Origin of the sequence: Streptomyces sp. NPDC047000 (assembly GCF_040644295.1) — a bacterium.
Classification (GTDB): domain Bacteria; phylum Actinomycetota; class Actinomycetes; order Streptomycetales; family Streptomycetaceae; genus Streptomyces.
Window position 1 is genome coordinate 54,319 of sequence record NZ_JBEYWE010000012.1, and the last position, 24,955, is coordinate 79,273.

23 protein-coding genes and 1 tRNA gene are annotated in these 24,955 nt (G+C 72.8%); 18 read left to right on the forward strand and 6 right to left on the reverse strand.

The window, feature by feature from the left end; translation table 11 throughout:
* Positions 1 to 64: 64 nt before the first annotated feature.
* The 7 genes from galU to ABZ862_RS20275 all read left to right on the forward strand — a co-directional run bounded on the left by galU (position 65) and on the right by ABZ862_RS20275 (position 6,079).
* Positions 65 to 967: a UTP--glucose-1-phosphate uridylyltransferase GalU gene (galU, locus tag ABZ862_RS20245; RefSeq protein ID WP_360959921.1), complete on the forward strand. Its 903-nt coding sequence runs from the start codon at positions 65 to 67 to the stop codon at positions 965 to 967.
* Positions 968 to 972: 5 nt separating this feature from the next.
* Positions 973 to 2,295 (forward strand): gephyrin-like molybdotransferase Glp, encoded by a 1,323-nt coding sequence (glp, locus tag ABZ862_RS20250; protein ID WP_360959922.1) that lies wholly within the window; start codon positions 973 to 975, stop codon positions 2,293 to 2,295.
* 85 nt (positions 2,296 to 2,380) lie between these two features.
* Positions 2,381 to 2,860 carry a cyclic pyranopterin monophosphate synthase MoaC gene (gene moaC / locus ABZ862_RS20255; protein ID WP_360959924.1) on the forward strand — a complete coding sequence of 160 codons (480 nt, stop codon included), beginning with the start codon at positions 2,381 to 2,383 and terminating at the stop codon, positions 2,858 to 2,860.
* Positions 2,857 to 3,531 carry a MogA/MoaB family molybdenum cofactor biosynthesis protein gene (locus ABZ862_RS20260; RefSeq protein WP_360959926.1) on the forward strand — a complete coding sequence of 225 codons (675 nt, stop codon included), beginning with the start codon at positions 2,857 to 2,859 and terminating at the stop codon, positions 3,529 to 3,531. Before moaC ends, ABZ862_RS20260 begins: the two co-directional genes overlap by 4 nt.
* Before the next feature lie 20 nt (positions 3,532 to 3,551).
* Entirely contained in the window at positions 3,552 to 4,229 is a 678-nt protein-coding gene (locus ABZ862_RS20265; protein WP_360959928.1) for a GNAT family protein, read from the forward strand.
* Between the two features lie 215 nt (positions 4,230 to 4,444).
* Positions 4,445 to 5,746: a gephyrin-like molybdotransferase receptor GlpR gene (gene glpR, locus ABZ862_RS20270; protein WP_360959929.1), complete on the forward strand. Its 1,302-nt coding sequence runs from the start codon at positions 4,445 to 4,447 to the stop codon at positions 5,744 to 5,746.
* Between the two features lie 259 nt (positions 5,747 to 6,005).
* Positions 6,006 to 6,079 (forward strand) — tRNA-Ala (locus tag ABZ862_RS20275).
* A 380-nt stretch (positions 6,080 to 6,459) separates the two neighbouring features.
* Here ABZ862_RS20275 and ABZ862_RS20280 read toward each other — a convergent pair.
* A complete protein-coding gene (locus ABZ862_RS20280; RefSeq protein WP_360959931.1) occupies positions 6,460 to 6,936 on the reverse strand; it encodes a GNAT family N-acetyltransferase in 477 nt (158 codons plus the stop codon).
* Positions 6,937 to 7,005: 69 nt separating this feature from the next.
* On the opposite strand from ABZ862_RS20280, the gene ABZ862_RS20285 reads away from it, so the two are divergent.
* Complete coding sequence (locus ABZ862_RS20285; protein ID WP_360959933.1) at positions 7,006 to 7,818, forward strand: exodeoxyribonuclease III; 813 nt, start codon at positions 7,006 to 7,008, stop codon at positions 7,816 to 7,818.
* Between the two features lie 81 nt (positions 7,819 to 7,899).
* On the opposite strand, the gene ABZ862_RS20290 is transcribed toward ABZ862_RS20285, so the two are convergent.
* The gene (locus ABZ862_RS20290) at positions 7,900 to 8,520 is read right to left on the reverse strand and encodes a MerR family transcriptional regulator (RefSeq protein ID WP_360960207.1); all 621 of its coding nucleotides are present in this window, start codon (positions 8,518 to 8,520) and stop codon (positions 7,900 to 7,902) included.
* Between the two features lie 205 nt (positions 8,521 to 8,725).
* On the opposite strand from ABZ862_RS20290, the gene ABZ862_RS20295 reads away from it, so the two are divergent.
* The 4 genes from ABZ862_RS20295 to ABZ862_RS20310 all read left to right on the forward strand — a co-directional run bounded on the left by ABZ862_RS20295 (position 8,726) and on the right by ABZ862_RS20310 (position 12,580).
* On the forward strand, positions 8,726 to 10,333 hold the full coding sequence (locus ABZ862_RS20295; RefSeq protein ID WP_360959935.1) for an NAD(P)/FAD-dependent oxidoreductase: 1,608 nt from the start codon (positions 8,726 to 8,728) through the stop codon (positions 10,331 to 10,333).
* A complete protein-coding gene (locus tag ABZ862_RS20300) occupies positions 10,330 to 11,301 on the forward strand; it encodes an alpha/beta hydrolase (protein WP_360959937.1) in 972 nt (323 codons plus the stop codon). The genes ABZ862_RS20295 and ABZ862_RS20300 overlap by 4 nt, the downstream gene beginning before the upstream one ends.
* Positions 11,298 to 12,212, forward strand: a complete 915-nt coding sequence (locus tag ABZ862_RS20305) for an SDR family oxidoreductase (protein ID WP_360959939.1) — start codon at positions 11,298 to 11,300, stop codon at positions 12,210 to 12,212. The genes ABZ862_RS20300 and ABZ862_RS20305 overlap by 4 nt, the downstream gene beginning before the upstream one ends.
* Positions 12,213 to 12,301: 89 nt before the next feature.
* Positions 12,302 to 12,580, forward strand: a complete 279-nt coding sequence (locus tag ABZ862_RS20310) for a hypothetical protein (RefSeq protein WP_360959941.1) — start codon at positions 12,302 to 12,304, stop codon at positions 12,578 to 12,580.
* Positions 12,581 to 12,679: 99 nt separating this feature from the next.
* Here ABZ862_RS20310 and ABZ862_RS20315 read toward each other — a convergent pair whose 3' ends face one another.
* Entirely contained in the window at positions 12,680 to 16,222 is a 3,543-nt protein-coding gene (locus ABZ862_RS20315; RefSeq protein WP_360959943.1) for a S41 family peptidase, read from the reverse strand.
* A 237-nt stretch (positions 16,223 to 16,459) separates the two neighbouring features.
* On the opposite strand from ABZ862_RS20315, the gene ABZ862_RS20320 reads away from it, so the two are divergent.
* The 5 genes from ABZ862_RS20320 (at position 16,460) to ABZ862_RS20340 (ending at position 21,630) form a co-directional block, all read left to right on the forward strand.
* On the forward strand, positions 16,460 to 17,059 hold the full coding sequence (locus ABZ862_RS20320) for a TetR/AcrR family transcriptional regulator (RefSeq protein ID WP_360959945.1): 600 nt from the start codon (positions 16,460 to 16,462) through the stop codon (positions 17,057 to 17,059).
* A 143-nt stretch (positions 17,060 to 17,202) separates the two neighbouring features.
* Positions 17,203 to 19,509 carry an MMPL family transporter gene (locus ABZ862_RS20325; RefSeq protein ID WP_360959947.1) on the forward strand — a complete coding sequence of 769 codons (2,307 nt, stop codon included), beginning with the start codon at positions 17,203 to 17,205 and terminating at the stop codon, positions 19,507 to 19,509.
* A 173-nt stretch (positions 19,510 to 19,682) separates the two neighbouring features.
* Complete coding sequence (locus ABZ862_RS20330) at positions 19,683 to 20,195, forward strand: YbaK/EbsC family protein (protein WP_360959949.1); 513 nt, start codon at positions 19,683 to 19,685, stop codon at positions 20,193 to 20,195.
* A gap of 126 nt (positions 20,196 to 20,321) precedes the next feature.
* Positions 20,322 to 21,251 (forward strand): NAD(P)-dependent oxidoreductase, encoded by a 930-nt coding sequence (locus ABZ862_RS20335; protein ID WP_360959950.1) that lies wholly within the window; start codon positions 20,322 to 20,324, stop codon positions 21,249 to 21,251.
* A gap of 103 nt (positions 21,252 to 21,354) precedes the next feature.
* Positions 21,355 to 21,630 (forward strand): DUF1876 domain-containing protein, encoded by a 276-nt coding sequence (locus ABZ862_RS20340; protein ID WP_360959951.1) that lies wholly within the window; start codon positions 21,355 to 21,357, stop codon positions 21,628 to 21,630.
* A gap of 43 nt (positions 21,631 to 21,673) precedes the next feature.
* Here ABZ862_RS20340 and ABZ862_RS20345 read toward each other — a convergent pair whose 3' ends face one another.
* The 3 genes from ABZ862_RS20345 to ABZ862_RS20355 form a co-directional block, all read right to left on the reverse strand.
* Positions 21,674 to 22,411 (reverse strand): ABC transporter ATP-binding protein, encoded by a 738-nt coding sequence (locus tag ABZ862_RS20345; RefSeq protein ID WP_360960209.1) that lies wholly within the window; start codon positions 22,409 to 22,411, stop codon positions 21,674 to 21,676.
* An 80-nt stretch (positions 22,412 to 22,491) separates the two neighbouring features.
* Positions 22,492 to 23,253 carry a cobalt ECF transporter T component CbiQ gene (cbiQ, locus tag ABZ862_RS20350; RefSeq protein WP_360959953.1) on the reverse strand — a complete coding sequence of 254 codons (762 nt, stop codon included), beginning with the start codon at positions 23,251 to 23,253 and terminating at the stop codon, positions 22,492 to 22,494.
* 6 nt (positions 23,254 to 23,259) lie between these two features.
* Positions 23,260 to 24,339, reverse strand: coding sequence for an energy-coupling factor ABC transporter permease (locus ABZ862_RS20355; protein WP_360959954.1), 1,080 nt, complete (start codon positions 24,337 to 24,339; stop codon positions 23,260 to 23,262).
* A 235-nt stretch (positions 24,340 to 24,574) separates the two neighbouring features.
* On the opposite strand from ABZ862_RS20355, the gene ABZ862_RS20360 reads away from it, so the two are divergent.
* Positions 24,575 to 24,931, forward strand: coding sequence for an SsgA family sporulation/cell division regulator (locus ABZ862_RS20360; protein ID WP_360959956.1), 357 nt, complete (start codon positions 24,575 to 24,577; stop codon positions 24,929 to 24,931).
* Positions 24,932 to 24,955: the final 24 nt, after the last annotated feature.

Below are 24,955 nucleotides of genomic sequence, written 5' to 3' on the forward strand. Positions count from 1 at the left end.
CCGGCCGGGGCCCATGGATTCTGCACAAGGACGCAGGCCAGGGCCAGCCGATAAGGTTGCCGACATGACTCAGGCACACCCCAGGATCAGCAAGGCGGTCATCCCCGCAGCAGGCCTCGGCACCCGTTTCCTGCCGGCCACGAAGGCCACGCCCAAGGAGATGCTGCCGGTCGTGGACAAGCCGGCGATCCAGTACGTGGTCGAAGAGGCCGTGTCGGCGGGCCTCGACGACGTCCTCATGATCACCGGTCGCAACAAGCGCCCGCTGGAGGACCACTTCGACCGCAACTACGAGCTCGAGTCGGCTCTGCAGAAGAAGGGCGACGCCCAACGGCTCGCCAAGGTCCAGGAGTCCAGCGACCTCGCGACCATGCACTATGTGCGCCAGGGTGACCCCAAGGGTCTCGGACACGCCGTCCTGTGTGCCGCTCCGCATGTCGGGCAGGAGCCGTTCGCCGTCCTGCTCGGCGACGACCTGATCGACCCGCGCGACCCGCTGCTCGCGCGCATGGTCGAGGTCCAGGAACAGCGGGGCGGCAGCGTGATCGCCCTCATGGAGGTCGCGCCCGAACAGATCCACCTCTACGGCTGCGCGGCCGTGGAGGCCACCGGGGACGACGACGTCGTCCGCGTCACCGGCCTGGTCGAGAAGCCGGAGGCATCGGAGGCCCCCTCGAACTACGCGGTCATCGGCCGCTACGTCCTGGACCCGCACGTCTTCGACATACTCCGCAAGACCGAGCCCGGACGCGGCGGCGAGATCCAGCTCACCGACGCCCTCCAGCAGCTCGCCCAGGACGAGGCCCCCGGCGGCCCGGTGCACGGCGTCGTCTTCAGGGGCCGCCGCTACGACACCGGCGACCGCGGCGACTATCTGCGTGCCATTGTCAGACTCGCGTGCGAACGTGAGGATCTGGGACCGGATTTCCGGACCTGGCTTCGCAGTTACGTAGCCGAGGAGATGTAACCACCTTGAGCACCGCCGCGACCCCGACCGCAGGACCGGACCGCCTCTGGTCGGTGGACGAACACCTGGAGGACGTCCTCACCACCGTGCACCCCCTGGAGCCCATCGAGCTGCAGCTGCTCGACGCCCAGGGCTGCGTGCTGGTCGAGGACGTCACGGTGCCGGTCTCCCTCCCGCCCTTCGACAACAGCTCGATGGACGGGTACGCGGTCCGGGTCGCGGACGTGGCGGGCGCGAGCGAGGAGTTCCCGGCCGCCCTGGAGGTCGTCGGGGACGTCGCGGCGGGCGCCGGCGGAGAGCTGCGGGTGGGCCCCGGCCAGGCCGCCCGCATCATGACCGGCGCGCCGCTGCCCGAGGGCGCCGAGGCCGTCGTCCCCGTCGAATGGACCGACGGAGGTCTCGGCGAGGGCCCGGTGACCGGGATGCGCGCCCGCAGCCTGGCCCCCGAGGGCGCCACCGGGCACGTGAAGGTGTACCGGCCCGCGGAGGCACGCGCGCACGTACGCGCCCAGGGCAGCGATGTGAAGGCGGGCGACCGCGCCCTGGACGCCGGGACCCTCCTCGGACCGCCCCAGATCGGGCTGCTCGCCGCGATCGGACGCGCCACGGTACGCGTGCGCCCGCGCCCGCGCGTGGTCGTCGTCTCCACCGGCAGCGAACTCGTCCAGCCCGGCACGGAACTGAGCACCGGACAGATCTACGACTCCAACAGCTTCGCCCTCACCGCCGCCGCCCGCGACGCCGGTGCCATCGCCTACCGCGTCGGCGGCGTCGACGACGACGCCGAGACGCTCAGGGCCACCATCGAGGACCAGCTGATCCGCGCCGACCTCGTCGTCACCACCGGCGGCGTCAGCGTCGGCGCGTACGACGTCGTCAAGGAGGCGCTCTCGCCCACCGGCGACGAGGACGAGGAAGGCGGCGGCATCGACTTCCGCAAGGTCGCCATGCAGCCCGGCAAGCCCCAGGGCTTCGGCACCATCGGCCGCGAGCACACCCCGCTGCTCGCCCTCCCGGGCAACCCGGTGTCGTCGTACGTCTCCTTCGAGGTGTTCGTCCGTCCGGCGATCCGTACCCTGATGGGCCTCCCGGACGTCCACCGCCCCCGCACCACGGCCACCCTCACCGCCGGCAAGCCGCTCACCTCGCCCAAGGACCGCAGACAGTTCCTGCGGGCGCGGTACTCCGACGGAACCGTCACCCCGGTCGGCGGCGCCGGATCCCACCTGGTCGCCGCCCTCGCGCACGCCGACGCACTCATCGTCGTCCCGGAGGACGTCACCTCCGTCGAGCCCGGGACCGAGGTCGAGGTCGTCCTGCTGCGCTGAGCGCGCCGGTGGCGAGGTACCGTGTCGCGCACAACAGGCCCGAGCGCCCCACCGCGCCGGGCCGGGACCGGGAGCGCGACACACCATGAGCACGCAGGACCGACTCACGCATCTCGACGAGGCGGGCGCCGCCCGTATGGTCGACGTATCCGGGAAGGACGTCACCGCGCGCACCGCCCGCGCCACCGGCCGCGTCCTCGTCGCGCCCCGCGTGATCGAGCTGCTGCGCGGCGAGGGCGTTCCCAAGGGGGACGCACTCGCCGTCGCGCGCATCGCGGGCATCATGGGTGCCAAGCGCACCCCGGACCTGATCCCCCTGTGCCACCCGTTGTCGCTGTCCGGTGTGACACTGGACCTGTCGGTCGCGGACGACGCCGTGGAGATCCGGGCCACGGTACGGACGACGGACCGCACGGGCGTCGAGATGGAGGCCCTCACCGCGGTCTCCGTCGCCGCGCTCACCGTGATCGACATGATCAAGGCGGTCGACAAGGGAGCGGTCATCACGGACGTGCGTGTGGAGGAGAAGACGGGCGGCAAGTCGGGCGACTGGAGCCGGGCATGACGGCCCCGGCCCCGCAGCACCGCGCCCTCGTCGTCACCGCCTCCAACCGGGCCGCGGCGGGCGTCTACGAGGACAAGGGCGGCCCGCTGATCGCCGAAGGTCTGCGCGCCCTCGGCTTCACCGTGCAGGGCCCCCAGGTCGTCCCCGACGGAGATCCCGTGGGGGCGGCGCTGCGCGCGGGGGCCGAGGCCGGTTACGGCGTGATCGTCACCACCGGCGGCACCGGCCTGTCGCCCACCGACCGCACCCCCGAGGCGACCCGCGCGGTCATCGACTACGAGGTGCCGGGCATCGCGGAGGCCGTCCGCGCGTACGGCCGGGACAAGGTGCCGACCGCCGCGCTGTCCCGGGGGCTCGCCGGGGTCGCCGGACGGACGCTCATCGTCAACCTGCCCGGTTCCACGGGCGGGGTGAAGGACGGCCTCGCCGTACTGGCGCCCTTGCTGATCCACGCGGTCGACCAGCTCGCCGGCGGCGACCACCCCCGGCCTGATGCCCCGGACGAGGCGGCGCACGGTGCCGCGAAGAACGTGGCGCACGACGCCGCGCACGACGCGACGCGCGGTGCCGCGCACCACCGGCCGCACCAGGGGGCGGACGGCGCCGTGCACCAGGGCGTGCGTCGCGGCGACGGCGGCGACGGCTCGAGACATTCCGGAGGTGCGCGCTGAACAGCCCCTCCTGGCCCGTCGTGCTGGCGGACGGCGATGTCGTCCTCCGGCCCATCCGGCTGCGCGACCAGCGTGCCTGGCGCGAGGTGAACCGGCGCAACCGGGACTGGCTGCGCCCCTGGGAGGCGACCATCCCGCCGCCCACGCCCAGCGGGCCGGTCGCGCACCGGCCGACGTACCGCCAGATGGTCCGGCATCTGCGCTCCGAGGCCAACCGGGGCCGGATGCTGCCGTTCGTGATCGAGTACCAGGGACGGCTGGTCGGACAGCTGACGGTGGCCGGGATCACCTGGGGTTCCATGTGTTCGGGGCACGTCGGCTACTGGGTGGACCAGTCGGTGGCGGGCCGCGGTGTGATGCCCACGGCCGTGGCGCTGGTCGTGGACCACTGTTTCCGCAACGTCGGGCTGCACCGCATCGAAGTCTGCATTCGCCCCGAGAACGGTCCCAGCCGCCGGGTCGTCGAGAAACTCGGATTCCGGGAGGAGGGGCTCCGGCCCCGTTATCTCCACATCGACGGCGCCTGGCGCGATCACCTCGTCTTCTCGCTCACGGCGGAAGAGGTGCCCGACGGGTTGGCGAGCCGCTGGCGGCGGGCACGCTCCCAGAGCGCTCGCCCGCAGCCCGGCACCCAGCCCGACTCGCCACATAACACAGCACAGGGAGCGCCGCAGAACACGCCGGGGAATCCGGCCTAGCCGCGGGGCCGCTCGGACGGCGCCCCGCGGCTGAACAAATTGAATACGTGTTCGAATTTGATCGTCTCTTGACTCTTCGGGGCCACCGAATTCACGGCTCGGGCGGTCAGCTGATCGCATCCGTCAGAAAAAAAGCCGGAAATATCAGCCAGATCGTGCGACACACCGGCCCAATTGGCGGATGCCCTCACGCGAACCCCTCTACGGTGTGAGACGTGAGCAGCAGCGGCCTCATCTACGCAGTCATCGTCGGGGCCTGGGCCGCCTACTTGGTGCCGATGTGGCTCCGTAGGCAGGACGAGCTGAACGAGGCTCGTCCGACGGAACGCTTCAGCACCGCCATCCGGCTGCTGTCCGGACGGGCGGGGATGGAGCGCCGGTACGCCAAGGACCTGCGGGCGCGCTCCGCCGAGGAGGGCGGCCCGGACGCCGACGCGCCGGACGCCGTCACCGGTTCGGTGGACGTCCGGGCCTTCGCCATGCCCCCGACCCGCCGGAAGGTGCGGGCGCGGGTGCCGGCGGAGACGCCGGAGCGGGCCCCGGAACGAGCGCCGGAGCGTGTCACGGAGCGCGCGCCGGAACGTGTGGACGCGGCGCGGGATCCCGCGCACGATCCTGTGCACGGCCAGCCGGTCGCGGCGGCGCCGAAGTCCGCCGACCCCGCTCGGGGGCGCAAGCGCGCACCGGCGCCACGGCGCGACGTGTCGGCGGAGGCCGCCGCGGCGCGTGCCCGGCGTACCAGGGTCCTCGCACGCCGTCGGCGCACCACCGTGGTGCTCTTCCTCGCCTTCACCCTGGGCGCGATCGTCGCCGCGGTCGGAGGACTGGCGTTCCTGTGGGCGCCCGGAGCGCCGGCCGCCCTGCTCAGCGGATACATCGCCTATCTGCGGATCCAGGAACGGAACCGCTTCGCCTACCAGATGGACCGCCGCCGGGCCGAGGCCGCCGCGCAGCGGCTCCGGGAACGGCAGCGCCAGCCGCGCCGCCGTACCGCCGCGGAGGCGGCCCAGGCCGAGGCGGGTGCCGACGCCGACGAACCGGACGACGGGCCTGAGACACAGACCGATTCCGGCATGTCCGCCCTCGCCGCCGGCCGGCGCGCGCTGGTCGAGCAGACCGACCACGCCGAGTGGGTCGACCAGCAGCGTGAGCGACAGCGCCGGCCCGGCCACGGTGACAGCTGGGACCCCGTCCCGGTGCCGCTGCCGACGTACGTGACCGCACCGGTCGCTCCGCGGGCCACCTCCGATGTCGATCTCGGGGCGCCGGACACGTGGAGCTCGGCGCGGTCCAGCACGGTGGCACCGGAGGGCGCCGAGCCGCGGGAGTCCGAGGCGCGGTCCGCGGTGCCGGAACCGGAGCCGGAGGATACCGGGACGGAAGCGGAGGCGGAGGAACGGCAGCCCGGTGCGGAGGCCCGCCGCGCGGCGTCCGCCCGCCGGTCCCGGGGACGGGGGCGCACGCCGCTGTTCGACCAGTACGAGGACGGGGAGCGGCCTCGGGCCGCCAACGAGTGACGGTGCGTCGGCGGCCGGCCGACCGTGCGGAGGGGCGGCGGGGGCGCGGGATACGCCCCCGCCGCCCCTTTCCGTCCCCGTTCCCGTCCCCGGGGCCGGGCCCTGGGACCCCGCTCCGCCGGTCCTGAACATGCCTCGTCCTCAGGCGCCGGACCGGCCGTTCCGGGAGGCCGGACGGGCAGAACACGACTCGGCGGGGCGGACCGGGAACGGATTTTTAAGCTGCCGGATCCGGATGCTAGAGTTTCACTCGTTGCAAGGGCCTGTGGCGCAGTCCGGTAGCGCACCTCGTTCGCATCGAGGGGGCCAGGGGTTCGAATCCCCTCAGGTCCACGCACGACTGTTCTTGAGTCAGCTCAGGGGCGGTTGACGAGATCCCGCCGATCATGATGATCGGCGGGATCTTCGTCGTTTCCGGGGGCTGGCCGAGGGCGTGCGTGCTGGTGGACCGTTTCCTCGCAGGGGTGACCGGCGTGGTGGGGTCACCGGATCCAGGAGCGGAGCCCGGGCCGCGTCGCAGTTCTGGAACGCGGCCCGCAGTGCGCGATCTCCGTGGCTCAGTGGACCGCCGTCGCGCGCGCCGGTCACCGATGGCCCCGCCGGTCACCGATGGACCTGTCGGAAGAGTCGCGGCGGTCTACGGGAACTCGAGCGCGCTGCCCGTCCGGGTCCGCGCCGGGACACCGCTCGGTGTGGCACCGACCGGCTTTCTCTCACAGGGGCTTGGCGTAGCAGACGCTGTTCTCGTAGTGGCGGTAGTAGCCGAACTTGGTGCAGGGCTCGTAGCCGCTGGAGGTGTAGAGGGCTATGGCCTCCGGCTGTTTGGTGCCGGTCTCCAGGACCATGCGGATGCGGCCGGCCGCGCGGGCGTCCTCCTCCAGGGCGGCCAGGAGGCGGCGGGCGAGGCCCTTGCCGCGGGCTCCCGCTGTCACGAACATGCGCTTGAGTTCGGCGTCGCCGTCCTCGTGGCCCTCCGGGTTGGCGTCCTGGCGGCGCCAGCCACCCGTGGCGACGGGGCGGTCGGTGGCGTCGTAGGCGATGAGGTAGATGCCGTTCGGGGGCTCGAAGTGGGCCGGTTCGAGGTAGGTGGCGTCGCCTTCGTCGCCGTAGCGCAGGCGGTACTCGGCCTGCACCTCGTCGTTCAGCTGTACGGCGTCGGGGTGGTCGAAGGACACTCGGCGGATGTTCATGGGGCGGTAAGGGTTTCTCTCCGGTGGACGGGACTCGGGCGACCTCCAGTGTGCCGGTATCGTGCCGGGGTGCTGACAGTGACCTCTGTGAACGTCAATGGACTGCGGGCCGCCGCCAGGAAGGGCTTCGTCGAGTGGCTCGCCGGGACCTCCGCCGATGTGCTGTGTCTCCAGGAGGTGCGCGCCGAGGAGGCGCAGTTGCCACAGGGCGTGGCGCGGCCCGAGGGGTGGCACGTCGTGCACGCCCCGGCGGTCGTGGCGAAGGGGCGCGCCGGGGTGTCGCTCTACACGCGGCGGGAGCCCGACGCCGTCCGGACCGGGTTCGGGGTCGCCGAGTTCGACGGCAGCGGACGGTACGTGGAAGCCGATCTGCCCGGTCTCACCGTCGCGAGTCTCTATCTGCCCGCCGGTGAGGTCGGGACCGAGCGGCAGGACGAGAAGGTGCGGTTCATGGACGCCTTTCTCGGTCATCTGAAGGGGCTCAGGGAGCGGGCCGCCGCCGAGGGGCGGGAGGTCCTCGTGTGCGGGGACTGGAACATCGCCCATCAGCATCTCGATCTGAAGAACTGGCGCGGGAACGTCAAGAACTCCGGCTTCCTGCCGGAGGAGCGGGCCTGGCTCGGACGGGTGCTGGACGCGGGTGACGGCGGGTACGTGGACGTGGTGCGGCAGCTGCATCCGGGGGCCGAGGGGCCGTACTCCTGGTGGTCCTACCGCGGGCGCGCCTTCGACAACGACACGGGGTGGCGCATCGACTACCACGTCGCGACGCCCGGCCTCGCCGGCAAGGCCGTGAAGGGGTTCGTCGAGCGGGCCGCCACGCACGGCGAGCGGTGGTCCGACCACGCCCCGGTGACCGTCGTGTACGACCACCTCGACTGACCGCCCGGTCCCGGTCCGTCCCGCGGCCTGGTCCGTCCCACGTCTCGGTCCGTTCCCGGCGGCTGCCGTCGGCCGGTCCGCTCAGTCCCGTTTGTGCAGCCGGCGGTCCAGGGCCAGGGACAGTTCGGCCTCCACCACGCTGCGGGCCAGCGGGCGCAGGCGCTGGAGGTCCTCCTCGGGGGCGTGGCGCAGCACCAGGTCGGCGAAGAGGCCGGCCAGGGCGTCGGCGTGCTCCCGTACCCGTTCGCCCGCGGCGAGGACGTCCGCGAGCGGGATGCCCTCGCGGACCAGGGCCGAGGAGACGTCCAGCAGCCGGCGGCTGATGTGGACGATCTCGCCGCCGTCGGTGCCCAGGTAGCCCAGTTCCAGGGCGGCGGCCAGGTTCTCGGGCGTGACCTGGCCCTCGAAGCGGGCGGCGAGTTCCTCGGGGGTCAGGCGGACCGGTTCCTCCTCGGTGGGCGCCTCGACGCCGATGAGGTCGGCGACGTCCCTGCCGTGGTCGAGGGCCTCCGCCAGTTCCGCGATCCCGGTGAGGGTGTGACCGCGCTCCAGCAGGACCGAGACGGTGCGCAGCCGGGCCAGGTGATGGTCGTCGTACCAGGCGATACGGCCCTCGCGGCGGGGCGGCGGGATCAGCTTGCGCTCCCGGTAGAAGCGCAGGGTGCGCACCGTGATGCCGGCCAGCCGGGCCAGCTCCGCCATCCGGTACTCACGCCGCCCGCCGGGGTGTCCTCCCGGGAGCGCGGGCCGTCCGCCGTGTTCTGCCACACCGGCACCCTATGGCGTACCGCCGGTAACTTTCCTTCGTCCGGCCCCTACCCATCGGTAGTGCGCTGCTCTAACCTCCCCATTGTGCCAGCGTTCACTGGCGTGGTTGTGCGGCTACACGACGCGTGGAGGCTTCGGGATGGTCCAGGAGAAGCAGCGGGAGCAGCGGCAGGGGGAGCAGCGGCAGGGGGCGCGGGGCGGGCGCGGGGCGACGCATGTGCGGGTGGCGGTGATCGGGTCCGGGTTCGGAGGGCTCGGGGCGGCCGTACGGCTGCGGCGCGAGGGGATCACCGACTTCGTCGTCCTGGAGCGGGCGGACGCCGTCGGCGGCACCTGGCGGGACAACAGCTATCCGGGCTGCGCCTGTGACGTGCCCTCCCATCTCTACTCGTTCTCCTTCGCCCCCAACCCCGACTGGCCACGCGCCTTCTCCGGCCAGGAACACATCCGCGCCTATCTGGAGCACGTCACCGACCTCTTCGGGCTGCGGCCGCATCTGCGTCTCGGGCACGAGGTGCTGCGGATGACGTGGAACACGGAACGCCTGTGGTGGGACGTCGAGACCACGGGCGGCGACTTCACCGCCGACCTGGTCGTCTCCGCCACCGGGCCGCTGTCCGACCCGAAGATCCCCGACATCCCCGGACTCGGCACCTTCCCCGGCAAGGTCTTCCACTCCGCCCGCTGGGACCACGGCTACGACCTGCGCGGCAAGCGCGTCGCCGTGGTCGGCACCGGCGCCTCCGCCATCCAGATCGTGCCCGCGATCCAGTCCGAGGTCGCCCGTCTCACCCTCTTCCAGCGCACCCCGCCCTGGGTACTGCCCCGTGTCGACCGGCCCGTCACCGGCGCCGAGCGCTGGCTGCACCGGCAGCTGCCCGTCACCGCCAGGGCCCGGCGCGCGGTGCTGTGGGGCATCCGGGAACTCCAGGTCCAGGCGTTCACCAGGCACCCCGACGAACTCGGGCTCGTCGAGCGGCTCGCCCTGCGCAACATGACGCGCGCCGTCAAGGACCCGGCCCTGCGCGCCCGGCTCACCCCGGACTACCGCATCGGCTGCAAGCGGATCCTGCTCTCCAACGCCTACTACCCCGCGCTCGTCCAACCCCATGTGGACGTCGTGGCGAGCGGGCTCGCCCAGGTGCGCGGACCGGTCGCCGTCGGCGCCGACGGCAGCGAGGCCGAGGTCGACGCCATCGTCTTCGGCACCGGCTTCCACGTCACCGACATGCCGATCGCCGACCGGGTCGTGGGCGCGGACGGACGGACCCTCGCGGAGACCTGGAAGGACGGCATGCAGGCCCTGCGCGGAGCCACGGCCGGCGGATTCCCCAACTGGATGACGATCATCGGACCCAACACCGGCCTGGGCAACTCCTCCATGATCCTCATGATCGAGTCCCAGCTGAACTACCTGGCCGACTACGTCCGCCAGCTCGCCGTCCTCGGGGGCCGCGCCGCCCTCGACGCCCGCCCGGACGCCGTCGCCGCCTGGAACGGCGCGGTGCAGGAGCGGATGCGGCGGACCGTGTGGAGCACCGGCGGCTGCACCAGCTGGTACCTGGACGCGAACGGCCGCAACACCACCGTCTGGCCCGGTACGACGTCCGAGTTCCGGCGCGCCACCCGGCGCGTGGACCTCGGCGAGTACGACGTGCTGCGCCCGCCCGGCGCCGTCCCGGCGGCCCCGTCCGCACAGTCCCGTCCGCAGGAGAACACCGACAAGAAGGTGGAGGCCGGCGCGTGAGCCGACTGACGCATGTGCCCGACGGGCCGTACGCCCCGCCCGTCCCCGTCCGCGAGCTCACCGCCGTCTCCGCGGACGGCGCCCGGCTGCACGTCGAGGTGCACGGCCCCGAGGACGCGCCCGCCGTCGTCCTCGCCCACGGCTGGACCTGCTCGACCGCCTTCTGGGCCTGGCAGATCCGGGAGCTGGCCGGCGACCACCGGGTGATCGCCTACGACCAGCGCGGCCACGGACGCAGTCCCGCCCACTCCGCCTGCACCACCGACACGCTCGCGGACGACCTCGAAGCGGTGCTCGCCGCCACCCTCGCGCCCGGTGAGAAAGCCGTGATCGCCGGGCACTCGATGGGCGGCATGACCGTCATGGCTGCCGCCGCACGGGTCCGCTTCCGGGAGCACGCCGCCGCCGTCCTGCTGTGCAGCACCGGCAGTTCACGGCTGGTCGCCGAGTCGCTCGTGGTACCGCTGGGCGCCGGGCGTGCACGGACCTGGCTCACGGCGCGCGTTCTCGGTCTGCGCGCCCCGCTCGGACCGGTCACGCCTGTCGCGCGCCGCATCCTCAAGTACGCCACGATGGGCGCCGGCTCCGCCCCGCACATGGTGGAGGCGTGCGCGCGCATCGTGCACGCCTGCCCCGCCGGGGTACGGCACGCCTGGTCACGGACCCTGGCCGCCCTCGACCTGGAGCACGGGGTGCGGGAGCTGCGCGTGCCGACGGCGGTGATCGCCGGTACGGCGGACCGGCTGACGCCTCCCGTGCACGCCCGCGCACTGGCCGCGGCGCTCCCCGACTGCGTCGGCAGCACCGAGCTGCCCGGCGTCGGCCATATGACGCCGGTGGAGGCGCCGGAGCTGGTCACCGGGCGGATCCGGGAGCTGGTCGCCGCTTATGTCCCCGTGGGTGCGGGTACTGCCGACAGTCGGGATCGGGATCAGGGCCGGGAGCACGTTGTGGAGGAGAGCGCGTGAGCAGGACGAGTCTGGAGGGACGGGTCGCGGTCGTCACCGGGGCGGCGCGCGGCGTGGGTGAACTGCTCGCGCGCAGGCTCTCCGCGCGCGGCGCGAAGATCGCGCTGGTCGGACTGGAGCCGGACGCGCTCGAGGACGTCTCCGGGCGGCTGCACACCGACAGCGCGCACTGGTACGCCGACGTCACCGATCACGAGGCGATGACCCGGGTGGCCGGGGAGGTCGGGGAACGCTTCGGGAAGGCGGACGTCGTCGTCGCCAACGCCGGCGTCGCCACCGGTGGTCCCTTCATGGACTCCGATCCGGACGCCTGGCGGCGGGTCATCGAGGTCAACCTGATCGGCTCGGCGGTGACCGCGCGGGCGTTCCTGCCGCTGCTGGTGTCGAGCCGGGGGTACCTGTTGCAGATCGCCTCCCTCGCGGCCATCACGCCCGCGCCGATGATGAGCGCCTACTGCGCGTCCAAGTCGGGTGTGGAGGCGTACGCGCACAGTCTGCGGGCCGAGGTGGGGCACCGGGGGGTGCGGGTCGGCGTCGGGTATCTGTCCTGGACCGACACCGACATGGTGCGCGGGGCCGACCAGGAGGACGTCATGCGGGAACTGCGGCAGCGGCTTCCGTGGCCGTCCAACAAGACGTATCCGCTGGGACCGGCGGTCGACCGGCTCGTCGCGGGGATCGAGCGCCGGTCCAGTCATGTGTACGGGCAGTGGTGGCTGCGGGGGATGCAGGGGGTGCGGGGGTATCTGCCCGGGGTGATCGGGACCGTGGGGCAGCGGGAGATGCGGCGGTTCGCTCCACGGGTGCAGGGGATGCGGACCGGGCTGGTGGGGGCGGGCGGGGCGGCGGACGAACGGGAGCGGAGCGCTCCGCGGGGGATGCCGGGGGTGCCGGGGGTGCCGGGGGAGTGATCGACGTGCGGGGGGTCGCGGCGCGTGTGAGTGTGGCGGGGTCGGGTCCGACCGGGCCATCACCTCAGGTGCCAGGGAAGTGACGTCGCATGGGTATGCAGGACAGACACCAGGACCGGGACCGCGCCTCCGACCAGGACCGGGACCGTGAACGGGGACATGACGAGTCCCGGGAGCGGTCGGGACGCGGGTCCGGCGGAAGTCCTGGCAAGAAGTCGGGCAGGAGCGGGATGAGCGGCGGGGAGCGGTCCTCCTCGCGGTCCTCGTCGCACACCTCCTCGCGCACCTCCAAGTCCGATGACATCCGGGACGTGGAGGACACGGAGGAGTCGATGCGGGACCGGATGGACCAGGACTACGAGCTGTAGCCCGCCGATCGAGTAGTGGTTCGTGCGGGGCGTCCGGGCAGTCCGGGCGCCCCGCACGTGCACGTCCTCCGCGGGGGTGGGCGTGGGGTGCGGTGCGGGTCAGGGCCTCGGGGGGAGGGCGGGGCGGGTGTGGGTGGGGGCGGGGGAGTCGGTGGGGGGTGTGGCGGGCGGGGTGGTGGTCAGAAGGTCCAGGGCCAGCGTCACCGCGTCGTCGAGCTGGGCGTGGCGCCCCTCCGCCCAGTCCAGGGGGGTGCGCTGGATCTCCAGGTCCGGGAGGACACCGTGGTTCTCCACCGACCAGCCGTAGTCCTCGAACCACGCCGCGTTCATCGGCACCGTGATCACCGTCCCGTCCCCCAGCACGTGCCGCCCGGTCATGCCGACGACCCCGCCCCAGGTCCGCTGACCGACCACCGGCCCCAGCCCGAGCAGCTTGAAGGCCGCCGTGATCATGTCGCCGTCGGACGAGGTGGCCTCGTCGGCGATGGCGACCACGGGACCGCGCGGGGCGCTGGAGGCGTACGACACGGGCTGGGCGTTCCTCGTGAGGTCCCACCCGAGGATCGTGCGGGTCAGCTTCTCGATGACCAGCTCGCTGATGTGGCCGCCGGCGTTGCCGCGGACGTCGACGATGAGCGCGGGCCGGGACACCTCCATGCGCAGGTCGCGGTTGAACTGCGCCCAGCCCGAACCGCCCATGTCGGGGATGTGCAGGTATCCGCACCTGCCCCCGCTCAGCTCCCGCACGACCTGACGGCGTTTGGCCACCCAGTCCTGGTAGCGCAGCGGCCGTTCGTCGACGAGCGGGAGCACCGCCACCCGCCGTGCCGGGCCCTCGCCCCCGGCCGGGGTGAAGGTCAGCTCCACCGTCGTACCGCCCGCTCCCTCCAGCAGCGGGTACGGGCCCGCCACCGGGTCCACCGGGCGGCCGTCGACATGGGTGAGGACCGCGCCCTCCCGGATGCCCGTACCGGCCAGCGGCGAACGGGCCCTGGAATCGGAGGAGTCACCCTCGAGGATCCGCCGCACGGTCCACCCTTCCTCCCGGCGGACGAAGTTGGCGCCCAGCAGCCCCTGCGCGCGCCGGTAGTGCGGCGGCCCCTCGTTGCGGCGGGCGGCGGTGACATAGGCGTGGGAGGTGCACAGCTCGCCCAGTACCTCACGCAGCAGATCGGCGAACTCGTCGGGGGAGGCGACGCGTTCGACGAGCGGGCGGTACTGCGCCAGCACCGCGTCCCAGTCGATGCCGCACATGCCGGGGTCCCAGAAGTAGGCGCGGATCAGCCTTCCGGCCTCCTCGTACGACTGGCGCCACTCCGCGCCCGGGTCCACCTCGTGCAGGATGCGGCGTACGTCTATCCAGGTCGTCGAGTCGCTGTCCCCGGACTCGGTGGCGGGCACCGCGCGCAGGTCGCCCTCGTCGACGACGACCAGCCGGGTGCCGTCGCCGCTCACCGCGAACCAGTCCAGGTGGTCGACGAGTTCGGACTTCCTGGCCTTGGTGACGGAGAAGTGCTCCAGGGTCGGACGGCCGCTGGTGTCGGCCGGGTTGGCGAACGTCTCGCCCAGCGCGCCCGAGATCGGCCAGCGCAGCCAGACCAGCCCGCCGCCCGCGACCGGCCGCAGCGCCGAGTACTTGGAGGCGGCGACCGGGAACGGTGTCACCCTGCTCTCCAGCCCCTCGGCCTCCACGGTCACCGTGCTGCCGTCACCGGTGCCCTCTTCGTCGGCCACGGGATCGAGACCGCCGGCGGCGGGCCGGCCGTCCGGGTTCAGGGCGAAGGGAGAGGGGGTCGCCGAGGACAGCGGGACCAGATAGGGGCGGCAGCCGAGCGGGAAGGACAGGTCCCCGGTGTGGACGTCGTACACCGGGTCGAAACCGCGCCAGGAGAGGAAGGCGAGGTAGCGGCCGTCCCGGGTGAACACCGGGTTCTCGTCCTCGAAGCGGCCGTTGGTGACGTCGATGACCGTACGGTCCTCGATGCGCGCCATCTTGATCTGCCGCAGCGAACGGCCGATGCCCGGGTGCGACCAGGTCAGCCAGGCGCCGTCCGGCGAGAACGCCAGGTCCCGGACCGGGCCGTTGACCGACCGGACCAGCTCCGTGACCTGACCGGCGGAGCCGGCGGCCTCCCCGGCCGAGCCGATGGCCTCGCGGGGCGCATCGTCTGTCTCCGGGGTCGAGCCGGTGGCCTGGTGGGTCGCATCGTCTGTCTCCTGGGTAGAGCCGGTGGCCTCGCGGGTCGCATCGGCAGCCTCCCGGGGCGAGCCGGCTGTCCCGCCGGCCGTTTCCTCCGCTGTTTCCCTGGCGGTTTCCTCGGTTTCCCCGGCCACCTGCGGTGTCTTCCCGGCGGTCTGCGGCGTCTCCCCGATGGTTTCCTCCGTCACGTCCACGGTCAGCAGCCGTCCGTCGTGCGAGGCGATCGCCAGGCGTTCCCCCGCCGGGTCGGACACCAGCTCCAGGACCCGGCCCAGCTCTCCGCGGGCCAGCCGGCGCGGCGCACGACCGCCGCTCGCCCGGGGCAGGTAGGCGATCTCGACGGCGTCCTCGCCCTCCGCGTCCGTGACGTAGGCGACCCGGCCGCTCGCGCCGAGCATCTCCGGCAGCCGTACCCGTACGCCCGGCATGTCGGCGATGGTGCGGGACGGGCCGTCGCGGTGGGTGAGCCAGTGCAGGCTGCCGCGCACCACGACGGCGCTGGCCCGGCCGGTGTCGTCCACCGAGATGCCGTTGACGTGCTGCGACGCCGGTATCTGGTATCTGCGGCGTCCCGAGCGCGGCCCCGCGAGACGTACGTCGAGACGGCGCGGCACGGACGCCTCGGACAGGTCGTCGACGATCCACAGGTCGCCCGCGCACTGGTAGACGACACGGGTGCCGTCGGACGAGGCGTGCCGGGCGTAGAAGGCGTCGTGATCGGTGTGGCGGCGCAGGCCGGAGCCGTCGGGGGCGCAGGAGTAGAGGTTGCCGACGCCCTCGTGGTCGGAGAGGAAGGCGATGCGGCCGCCGACGAACATCGGGGAGTGCAGATGGCCGCCGAGGTCCGCGAGCAGCTGCTTGCCGTGCAGCCACAGCCGGCCCGTGGCGCCGCCGCGGTAGCGCTTCCAGGCGGCCGGTTCGTGCGGAGGGGTACCGGTGAGGAGCAGGGTCCTGCGCGCACCGCCGGAGCCGCCGGACCCGTTCGAGCCGCCGGACCCGCCCGCCTCGTCCGACCCGTCCCGGTCGGTGACCTGGATGTCGGAGACCGGGCCCCAGGGCAGTTTGCGGCCGGGGTCGCCGTCGGGGGTGACCTTGTAGGCCCAGGTGTAGTAGGAGAACGGTTCGCCGTGGGAGCCGACGGCGAGGACATCGCCGTCGGGGGTCCAGCCGCAGACCCGGGTGTCCGGGCTGCCCCAGTAGGTCAGCCGGCGGCTCTCGCCGCCCTCCACCGGGACCAGGTACAGCTCCGGGTCCAGGCTGCGCCAGCTCGTGTACGCGATGTGCCGGCCGTCGGGGGAGAAGCGGGGGTGGCCGAGCCGGGTGCGGTCGGCGGTGATCCGCCAGGCCCGGCCGCCGTCGTCGAGGCTGGCCAGCCAGAGGTCGTCCTCGGCCACGAAGCACAACCGGTCGCCGCTGAGATGCGGCAGGCGCAGATAGCTCACCTCCCCATGTTTTTACCGTGACGGAGCTGGAGCAACTTCTGCCGGTCACGCCGTCCGCCGCCCCGCTCGGCGGTCACCACGGGTGACGCAAGCCCGCATCCGGGTGATCCAACACACGTACGAAACTGTTTCGTTTCGCTTGGGAGTTGCGCTACCTTCGGGATGTACGAAACCGTGTCGTTCGGAGCCTCGGGACGCGGTCCCGGGGCGGGAACGGAGCGGAGGAGGGTGAGGGTCATGGCTGAGGTCGCAACGCCGCGTCGCAGTCGCATCACGCCCGAGCGTGAGGCCGAGCTGTACGAGGCCGTGCTCGATCTGCTCCGGGAGGTCGGTTACGACGCCCTCACCATGGACGCCGTGGCCGCGCGCACCCGGTCCAGCAAGGCGACGCTCTACCGCCAGTGGGGCGGCAAGGCCGAACTGGTGGTCAGAGCCATCCGGCACGGCAAGCCGGGCAAGCTCGCCGAGATCGACACCGGCTCCCTCCGCGGCGATCTGCACGCCATGGTGGCGCAGGAGGACGACTGCACCATGGAACGGAACTCCGCGCTGATGCGCGGCGTCGCCATGGCGATCCATCACAACCCGGACCTGCGGCAGGCGTTCCGCGAACAGCTGGTCGAGCCGGAGATCCAGGAGTTCCGGCGGCTGCTGCAGCGCGCCGTCGACCGCGGCGAGGTCAGGGCCGACTGCCCGGCGCTGGACTTCGTCCTGCACATGATGGTCGGCGGGTTCGCCACCCGCGCGCTGCTCGACGACCAGCCGCCGACCCGGGCCTTCCTCACCTCCTACCTGGACGCCGTGGTCCTCCCCGCCCTCGGCGTCCGCGTCCCCTGACACCCGTGCGGACCTCCCCGAACGGCACCTAGAACCAGCACCACCTGACGTCCCCGCTCACGTCGTCGGGCTGATCCTCCCTGCCTCCTGCCGGGGGACACCCATGCCCTGAACCGACAACGACCGACCGGGAGTACGTTCTCGTGGCCACCTTCCTCTACCGACTGGGCCGCCTGGCCCACCGGCGACGGCATCTCGTCGCCCTGTTCTGGGTGGCGCTGCTCACGCTCGCGGGCGTGGGCGCCGCCTCCGCGCCAGGCGCGGGCTCGACCTCCTTCTCCATCCCCGGCACCGAGGCGCAGAAAGCTTTCGACCTTCTCGAACAGCGCTTCCCCGGGATGAGCGCCGACGGTGCGACCGCCCGCGTCGTCTTCAAGGCGCCGCAGGGCGCCAAGATGACGGACGCCGCGAACAAGGCGGCTGTCGAGACCCTGGTGGGCACGCTGGCGCACGGCCGCGAGGTCGCCTCCGTCGCGGATCCGTACCAGGCCCGGGCGATCAGCAGGGACGGCACGATCGCCTACGCCGCCGTCAAGTACAAGGCCAAGGGCATGGAGCTCGCCGGCTCCACGCGTGACGCCCTCAAGAAGGCCGCGCAGGACGCCCGGCGGTCCGGCCTGACCGTCGAGATCGGCGGCGACGCGCTGAACACGATCCCCGAGACCGGCCCCGGCGAGGTCGTCGGCGTGGCGATCGCGGCCGTCGTCCTGATCGTCACCTTCGGTTCGCTGGTCGCGGCCGGGCTGCCCCTGGTGACGGCGCTCATCGGCGTCGGTATCGGCGTGTCGACGATCACCGCCCTCGCGGACGCCCTCGATCTGGGCTCGACGACCTCCATCCTCGCCACCATGATCGGCCTCGCCGTCGGCATCGACTACGCCCTGTTCATCGTCTCCCGCTACCGCGCCGAGCTGGCCGAGGGCCGGGAACGCGAGGAGGCGGCGGGCCGGGCCGTGGGCACGGCGGGCTCGGCCGTCGTCTTCGCCGGTCTCACCGTGGTGATCGCCCTGGTCGGCCTGTCCGTGGTGCGCATCCCGCTGCTGACGAAGATGGGTGTCGCCGCCGCGGGCACGGTCGCCGTCGCGGTGCTGATCGCCCTCACCCTGATCCCCGCCCTGCTCGGCTACGCGGGCCGCCGGGTCCGCCCGGCGGGCGAGAAGAGCCGGTTCCTGGGCGGTACCAGGGCCACGGCGCGGTCCGACGGCCCCGGCACGGCCACGCAGGCCGACGGCCGGTCCGGGAAGCAGCCGGTGCGGCCCAACATGGGTACCCGCTGGGCGACCTTCGTCGTACGGCGCCCCGTCGCCGTCCTGCTGCTCGGCGTGGTCGGCCTGGGCGCCGCCGCGATCCCCGCCGCCTCCCTCGAACTGGGCCTGCCCGACGACGGCTCCCAGCCGGTCTCCACCACCCAGCGCCGCGCCTACGACCTGCTGTCCGAGGGCTTCGGACCGGGCTTCAACGGCCCCCTCATGGTCGTCGTCGACGCCGGCGGGAGCGATCAGCCGAAGGCCGCGGTCGACACCGTCGCCGGTCGGATCAAGGCCCTCGATGACGTCGTCGCCCTCACCCCGGCGACGTACAACAAGGCCGGCGACACGGCCATGATCACCGTGATCCCCGCCTCGAAGCCGTCCTCCACGTCCACCGAGGACCTGGTGCACGCCATCCGCGGCAAGGGCGCGGACATCGAGGCCACCACGGACGCGAAGGTCCTGGTCACCGGCTCGACGGCGATGAACATCGACGTCTCGAAGAAGCTCAACGACGCGCTGGTGCCGTATCTGGTCCTGGTCGTCGGCCTGGCGTTCCTGCTGCTGATCGTGGTGTTCCGCTCGGTGCTCGTCCCGCTGAAGGCGGCCCTCGGCTTCCTGCTGAGCGTGCTCGCGGCGCTGGGCGCCGTGGTCGCCGTCTTCCAGTGGGGCTGGCTGTCCGGCGTGATGAACGTGGAGCAGACCGGTCCGGTGATGTCGATGATGCCGATCTTCATGGTCGGCGTGGTGTTCGGTCTGGCCATGGACTACGAGGTGTTCCTCGTGACACGGATGCGCGAGGCGTACGTCCACGGGGAGGAGCCGACCCAGGCGATCGTGACCGGCTTCCGGCACGGCGCGCGGGTGGTCACCGCCGCCGCGATCATCATGAGCGCCGTCTTCTCCGGCTTCATCGGCTCCAGCGAGTCGATGGTCAAGATGATCGGCTTCGGCCTCGCGATCGCCGTGTTCTTCGACGCGTTCATCGTGCGCATGGCGATCGTCCCGGCGGTGCTGGCCCTGCTCGGGCGGCGCGCCTGGTGGCTGCCCAAGTGGCTGGACCGGGTGCTGCCCGACGTGGACGTCGAGGGCGAGGGGCTGCGCGCCCTGACCGACGGCGGTGCCGGGGACGGCGGGGCCGCCGGTGACGACGACGGCCACCGTGGCCCCGGTGCGGACCGGGAGACGGCGCGGGTGTGACGCCGTAGCACTTCCGGGTGACGACGGCCGGTGAGGGCTCCTGGGACCAGGGACGGCCCTCACCGGCCTTCGCCGTTCCCACGGGACACGTACCGACCGCGCGAAACCTGTTGGCCGTGACGCACGCGCGAAACCTGTTCGCCCCGCCCCGGTCGCGGCACTAGCGTGCCCGCATGACCACCGCACCCGACTCCGCCGGGGTCCATCCCCGGTTCGCCGCGGCGCTCGACGCGCTCGGGCTCGTCGACCTGCACTCCCGTGTCCGCCGCTTCCCGGACGCGACCCGGACCGCCGCCGAGGCCGCCGCCGCCCTCGGATGCGGGCTGAGCGAGATCTGCAAGTCGCTGATCTTCGCCGCCGACGGCGTCCCGGTGCTCGTGCTGATGGACGGCGCCTCCCGGGTCGACGTGGAGCGCGTACGGGCCGAACTCGGGGCCGGCCGGGTCACCCGCGCCAAGGCCGACGTGGTGCGCGAGACCACCGGGTACGCCATCGGCGGCGTACCGCCCTTCGGGCACCGTACCCGGACCCGGGTCCTCGCCGACCGCTCCCTCCTCGCGCACGACGTCGTCTGGGCCGCCGCCGGTACCCCGCACGCGGTCTTCCCCATGGCGCCCCGGACCCTGATCGCCCACGCGGGCGCCACCCTCGTGGACGTGCGTGAGCATCCCGTGCCCACGGGTTGAGAACGCGACGGCGGGAAACCCTGGAGGCGAGCGGCACCCGACACCGGGCCGCTCACCCGGCAACTTGCCGAACCGCTCGCCGAACCGCCCGCCGCACACGACGAACGACGATGAGGAACCCCCGTCATGACCGACACCGGCACTGACAGCGCCACCGCCACCGACAAGCTCACCGTGGCCGTCCTCGGCACCGGGATCATGGGCGCGGCGATGGCCCGCAACATCGCCCGCGCCGGACACACCGTCCGCGCCTGGAACCGCACCCGCGCCAAGGCGGAGCCGCTCGCCGCCGACGGCGCGCACGTCACCGAGAGCCCCGAGGAGGCGGTCCGCGGCGCCGATGTCGTCCTGACCATGCTCTACGACGGCGGCGCCGCCATGGAGGTCATGCGCGAGGCCGTCCCCGGGCTGCGGCCCGGCACCGTCTGGGCGCAGTCGACGACGGCCGGCCTGGAGTCCGTACCGCTGCTGGCGTCCTTCGCCGCCGAGCACGGCCTCGTCTTCTACGACGCCCCCGTGCTCGGTACCCGGCAGCCCGCCGAGGCCGGGCAGCTCACGGTGCTGGCCGCCGGGCCCGCCCGGGGGCGCGAGACGGTGCTGCCGGTGTTCGAGGCGGTCGGGGCGCGCACGGTGTGGACCGGCGACGACGGCGCGGCGGCCACCGCGACCAGGCTCAAGCTGGTCGCCAACAGCTGGGTCGTCGCGGTCACCGCCGCGGCCGGGGAGACCCTGGCGCTGGCCCACGGCCTCGGCGTGGACCCGGCGGACTTCTTCGGCCTGATCGCCGGCGGCCCGCTCGACATGGGGTATCTGCGGGCCAAGGGCGCGGCGATCCTGGAGGGCGGGCTGTCCCCGGCGAGCTTCGCCGTGGTCACCGCGGAGAAGGACGCCCGGCTGATCGTCGCGGCGGGGGAGGCCCACGGGGTGCGGCTGGACGTGGCCGCCGCGAGTGCCGAGCGGTTCGCGCGGGCGGCGGCGCAGGGGCACGGCGACGAGGACATGGCCGCCGCGTACTACGCCAGCTTCGACGAGGGGGAGCCCCCGGCGGCCGTGTGAGCGCCCGGCCCCGGTGCGGGCGACCGGATCCGGTGGGAACCATCGGTGGCCCGGCGGGCCGTCGCGGCGCACTCTGGAAACAGGGATTCCGGAGGTGATCGTGATGATGCACACCACTGTGGGATGGCACGTCGAGATGGAGTTCATGGAGGACGAGGAGCACACCAGGGCCGTCGCCCTGCTACGGCTGCCCGACGGGTCGGAGGTGAGGGCGCACGGGCGCGCCAGCCGCCACCACTCGGACTCCAATCAGCCCAAGGTGGGCGAGGAGATCGCCGGGGCCCGTGCCCTCAACGAGCTGGCGATGGAACTCCTCACCAAGGCGCACGTCGAGATCGACCAGGCGTCGGGCCGCACGTCCCACCCGATCCACGTCTGAGCCGCCGTCCTCCCCCTGACCCCGCTCTCCCCCGACCCCGTGCTCACCCGCGCGGGGTCACGGAGCGCGGGTCGAAGCCGAAGGGGAGTTCCAGGCGGTGGGCGCGCATCAGGGCGTCGTCGGACAGCAGCTCGCCGGTGGGGCCGTCGGCGGCGATCACGCCGTCGCTGAGGATCATCGCGCGCGGGCACAGCTCCAGCGCGTACGGCAGATCGTGCGTGACCATCAGGACCGTCACGTCCAACGACCTCAGGATGTCGGCGAGTTCGCGGCGGGAGGCGGGGTCGAGGTTGGAGGACGGCTCGTCGAGGACGAGGATCTCCGGCTCCATGGCCAGCACGGTCGCCACGGCCACCCGGCGCCGCTGGCCGAAGGAGAGATGGTGCGGCGGCCGGTCCGCGAAGTCCGCCATGCCGACCTGCTCCAGGGCCGTCCGCACCCGGGCCTCCAGCCCGGCGCCCTTGAGCCCGGCCGCCGCGGGCCCGAAGGCCACGTCCTCCCGGACCGTCGGCATGAACAGCTGGTCGTCGGGGTCCTGGAAGACGATGCCGACCTTCTGCCGGATCTCCGCCATGTGCCGCCGCCCGACCGGCAGCCCCGCCACCGTCACCGTCCCGGCGCCCGCCGTCAGGATGCCGTTGAGATGCAGGACGAGCGTCGTCTTGCCCGCGCCGTTGGGCCCGAGCAGGGCGACGCGCTCGCCGCGTCCGATCCGGAAGTCGACCCCGAACAGCGCCTGATGGCCGTCGGGGTAGGCGAAGGCCAGCCCGGACACCTCCAGGGAGGCGGGGGCGGCGGTCGCCTCCGGCTCAGCGGTCCCAGGGGTCCCATCGGTCGCGGCGGTGGTATCGGGCACGGCGGTCACAGGGTCCATCCCAGGAGGCAGACGACGAGGGCGGTGCAGGGGAGGGCGAGGGCGTACGACCACTGGGCCCGGGACGCGGTCACCTCGTCGATGACCGGCATCGAACCGGCGTAGCCCCGGCTGACCATGGCGAGGTGCACCCGCTCGCCACGCTCGTAGGACCGGATGAACAGGGCGCCCGCCGACTTGGCGAGCACACCCCAGTGCCGTACGCCGCGCGCCTCGAAGCCGCGGGACTCGCGGGCGATCCGCATCCGGCGCATCTCGTCGGTGATGACGTCGCCGTAGCGGATCATGAAGGACGCGATCTGCACGAGCAGCGGCGGGAGTCTCAGCCGCTGGAGCCCGAGCAGCAGTTCCCGCAGTTCGGTGGTCGAGGCCAGCAGGACGGAGGCGGCGACGCCCAGGGTGCCCTTGGCGAGCACGTTCCAGGCGCCCCACAGTCCGGCGGTGCTCAGCGAGAGCCCCAGGACGTGGGTGCGCGGGCCCTCGGCGACGAACGGCATCAGGACCGCGAACGCCACGAACGGCACCTCGATCAGCAGCCGCTTCAGCAGGAACCCGGCGGGCACCCGGGCGGCGTACGCGACGGCGCCGAGCAGGACGGCGTACAGCGCGAACGCCCACATGGCGGTGCGCGGCGTCGACACGACCACCACGACGAACGCGAACGCGGCGGCGAGCTTGGTGTGCGGCGGCAGGGCGTGCACGGGGGAGTGCCCGTGCCGGTACAGCCGGTGCGCGTGTCCCGCTCCCATACCGCCTCAGCCCGCCTGCGACGAGGGCTCGGCGACGCGGCGCGGCTGCGTCGGCGTGTCGGTCGGTGTGCCGTCCGTACGGCGTCTGCGCACCACCCAGAAGACGGTGCTGCCCGCGACGACCGTCGAGCCGACCCCGATCACGCCCGCGAGTCCGCCGGACAGCCGGGCGTCCGCGATGTCCTTGACCCCGTACCCGGCGAGCGGCGAGCCGTCGCTCGCGTGCGGCTTCGCCTGCTTGTCGATGCCCTGGTCACGGGCGACCTTCTCCAGCCCGTCGGGGCTGGCGGAGGCGTAGAAGCTGACCACGCCGGCGAGGAGCAGGGAGACGGCCGCACCCGCGATCCACACCGTACGGCGGGACGCGCGGGCGACCGGCACCGGGCGGGCGGCGGGCGCGTCGACGAGTTCGCCGTTCACCCGGAGCCTGAGCCGTTGCTCCAGTCCCCGCGCGCCGTGCACCAGGTCCGGGCGTACGGCGATGACCGCGCCGACCGTCAGCGAGGTGATCACGGCCTCGCCGAGGCCGATGAGGACGTGGACGCCGATCATCGCGGTGGCGACCTTGCCGATCGGCACGTCCGTGGTGCCGCCGACCGCGTAGATCAGGGTGAACACCAGCGCCGCCGCCGGCACCGAGACCAGCGCGGCGAGGAAGGAGGCGACGGTGACCGTACGGCGGCCGCGCGGCAGGGCCTTCACCAGCAGCCGGAAGACGGCGTAGGACACCACCGTCGTCACGATCGCCATGTCGGTGATGTTCACGCCGAGCGCGGTCAGGCCGCCGTCGGCGAACAGGATGCCCTGCATCAGCAGCACCACGGACACGCACAGCACACCCGTGTACGGCCCGACCAGGATCGCGGCGAGCGCGCCGCCGAGGAGGTGACCGCTGGTGCCCGCGGCCACGGGGAAGTTGAGCATCTGCACCGCGAAGATGAACGCGGCCACCAGACCGGCCAGCGGGGCGGTCCGTTCGTCGAGTTCGCGGCGTGCGCCGCGCAGGCTGACCGCGATGGCGCCGGCGGCCAGCACGCCGGTCACGGCGGACGTGGGGGCGTCGATGAATCCGTCAGGTACGTGCACGGTTCGATGATAGGGGCTTGTTGCGAACGACTTGCAAGAGCGAGTCGATTGTTTGTCCGGCCGTTCAGCCGGTGGCCATCCGGAGGTTTGCGCGCGAGCGCATGTGACATCGCTCATGCGGGGGCGCGAATCGGCGCTCCGGGCGCGTAATCGCCGGAATATGGGACATTGGTTGAGGTGAGCGAGAAGTGGATGCACAGCTTTCGCACAGCTCATGGAGCGTAAGGGGCCTCTGATGTCCGTGGTCGAACAGTACGCACGAGCCCACATCACCACCGAGGCCGATGCCGAACTCCGCGACGAGCACGCCGCCGTCCCGGTCGTCCTGCGCTACGACCCCGACACGGACCCCCGCTCGGTACGGGTCGGTCTGCCCGGCACCCACGAGTGGACCGTCTCCCGGACACTCCTCGAACAGGGCCTGCGGGCCCCGGCGGAGCAGGGTGACGTGCGGGTGTGGCCGTGCGGGCGGGTCCAGGCCGTGGTCGAGCTGCACTCCGAGCAGGGGGTGTCGGTGGTGCAGTTCGAGTCCAAGACGCTGGCCGGATTCCTGCGCCGCACCTATCAGACGGGGCAGCCGGTCGCCCGCTGAGCCGGGCCGGGACCCGGCCGGCGC

Excerpts from the sequence above, each read along its gene's own strand:
- ABZ862_RS20335 (WP_360959950.1), top strand. The coding sequence starts at position 20,322 with ATGACCGACACCGGCACTGACAGCGCCACCGCCACCGACAAGCTCACC.
- ABZ862_RS20280 (WP_360959931.1), bottom strand. The coding sequence starts at position 6,936 with ATGAACATCCGCCGAGTGTCCTTCGACCACCCCGACGCCGTACAGCTG.
- ABZ862_RS20360 (WP_360959956.1), top strand. The coding sequence starts at position 24,575 with ATGTCCGTGGTCGAACAGTACGCACGAGCCCACATCACCACCGAGGCC.
- ABZ862_RS20295 (WP_360959935.1), top strand. The coding sequence starts at position 8,726 with ATGGTCCAGGAGAAGCAGCGGGAGCAGCGGCAGGGGGAGCAGCGGCAG.
- ABZ862_RS20320 (WP_360959945.1), top strand. The coding sequence starts at position 16,460 with ATGGCTGAGGTCGCAACGCCGCGTCGCAGTCGCATCACGCCCGAGCGT.
- ABZ862_RS20290 (WP_360960207.1), bottom strand. The coding sequence starts at position 8,520 with ATGGCGGAGCTGGCCCGGCTGGCCGGCATCACGGTGCGCACCCTGCGC.
- ABZ862_RS20260 (WP_360959926.1), top strand. The coding sequence starts at position 2,857 with ATGACGGCCCCGGCCCCGCAGCACCGCGCCCTCGTCGTCACCGCCTCC.
- galU (WP_360959921.1), top strand. The coding sequence starts at position 65 with ATGACTCAGGCACACCCCAGGATCAGCAAGGCGGTCATCCCCGCAGCA.
- ABZ862_RS20340 (WP_360959951.1), top strand. The coding sequence starts at position 21,355 with ATGATGCACACCACTGTGGGATGGCACGTCGAGATGGAGTTCATGGAG.
- ABZ862_RS20310 (WP_360959941.1), top strand. The coding sequence starts at position 12,302 with ATGGGTATGCAGGACAGACACCAGGACCGGGACCGCGCCTCCGACCAG.
- ABZ862_RS20330 (WP_360959949.1), top strand. The coding sequence starts at position 19,683 with ATGACCACCGCACCCGACTCCGCCGGGGTCCATCCCCGGTTCGCCGCG.
- moaC (WP_360959924.1), top strand. The coding sequence starts at position 2,381 with ATGAGCACGCAGGACCGACTCACGCATCTCGACGAGGCGGGCGCCGCC.
- cbiQ (WP_360959953.1), bottom strand. The coding sequence starts at position 23,253 with ATGGGAGCGGGACACGCGCACCGGCTGTACCGGCACGGGCACTCCCCC.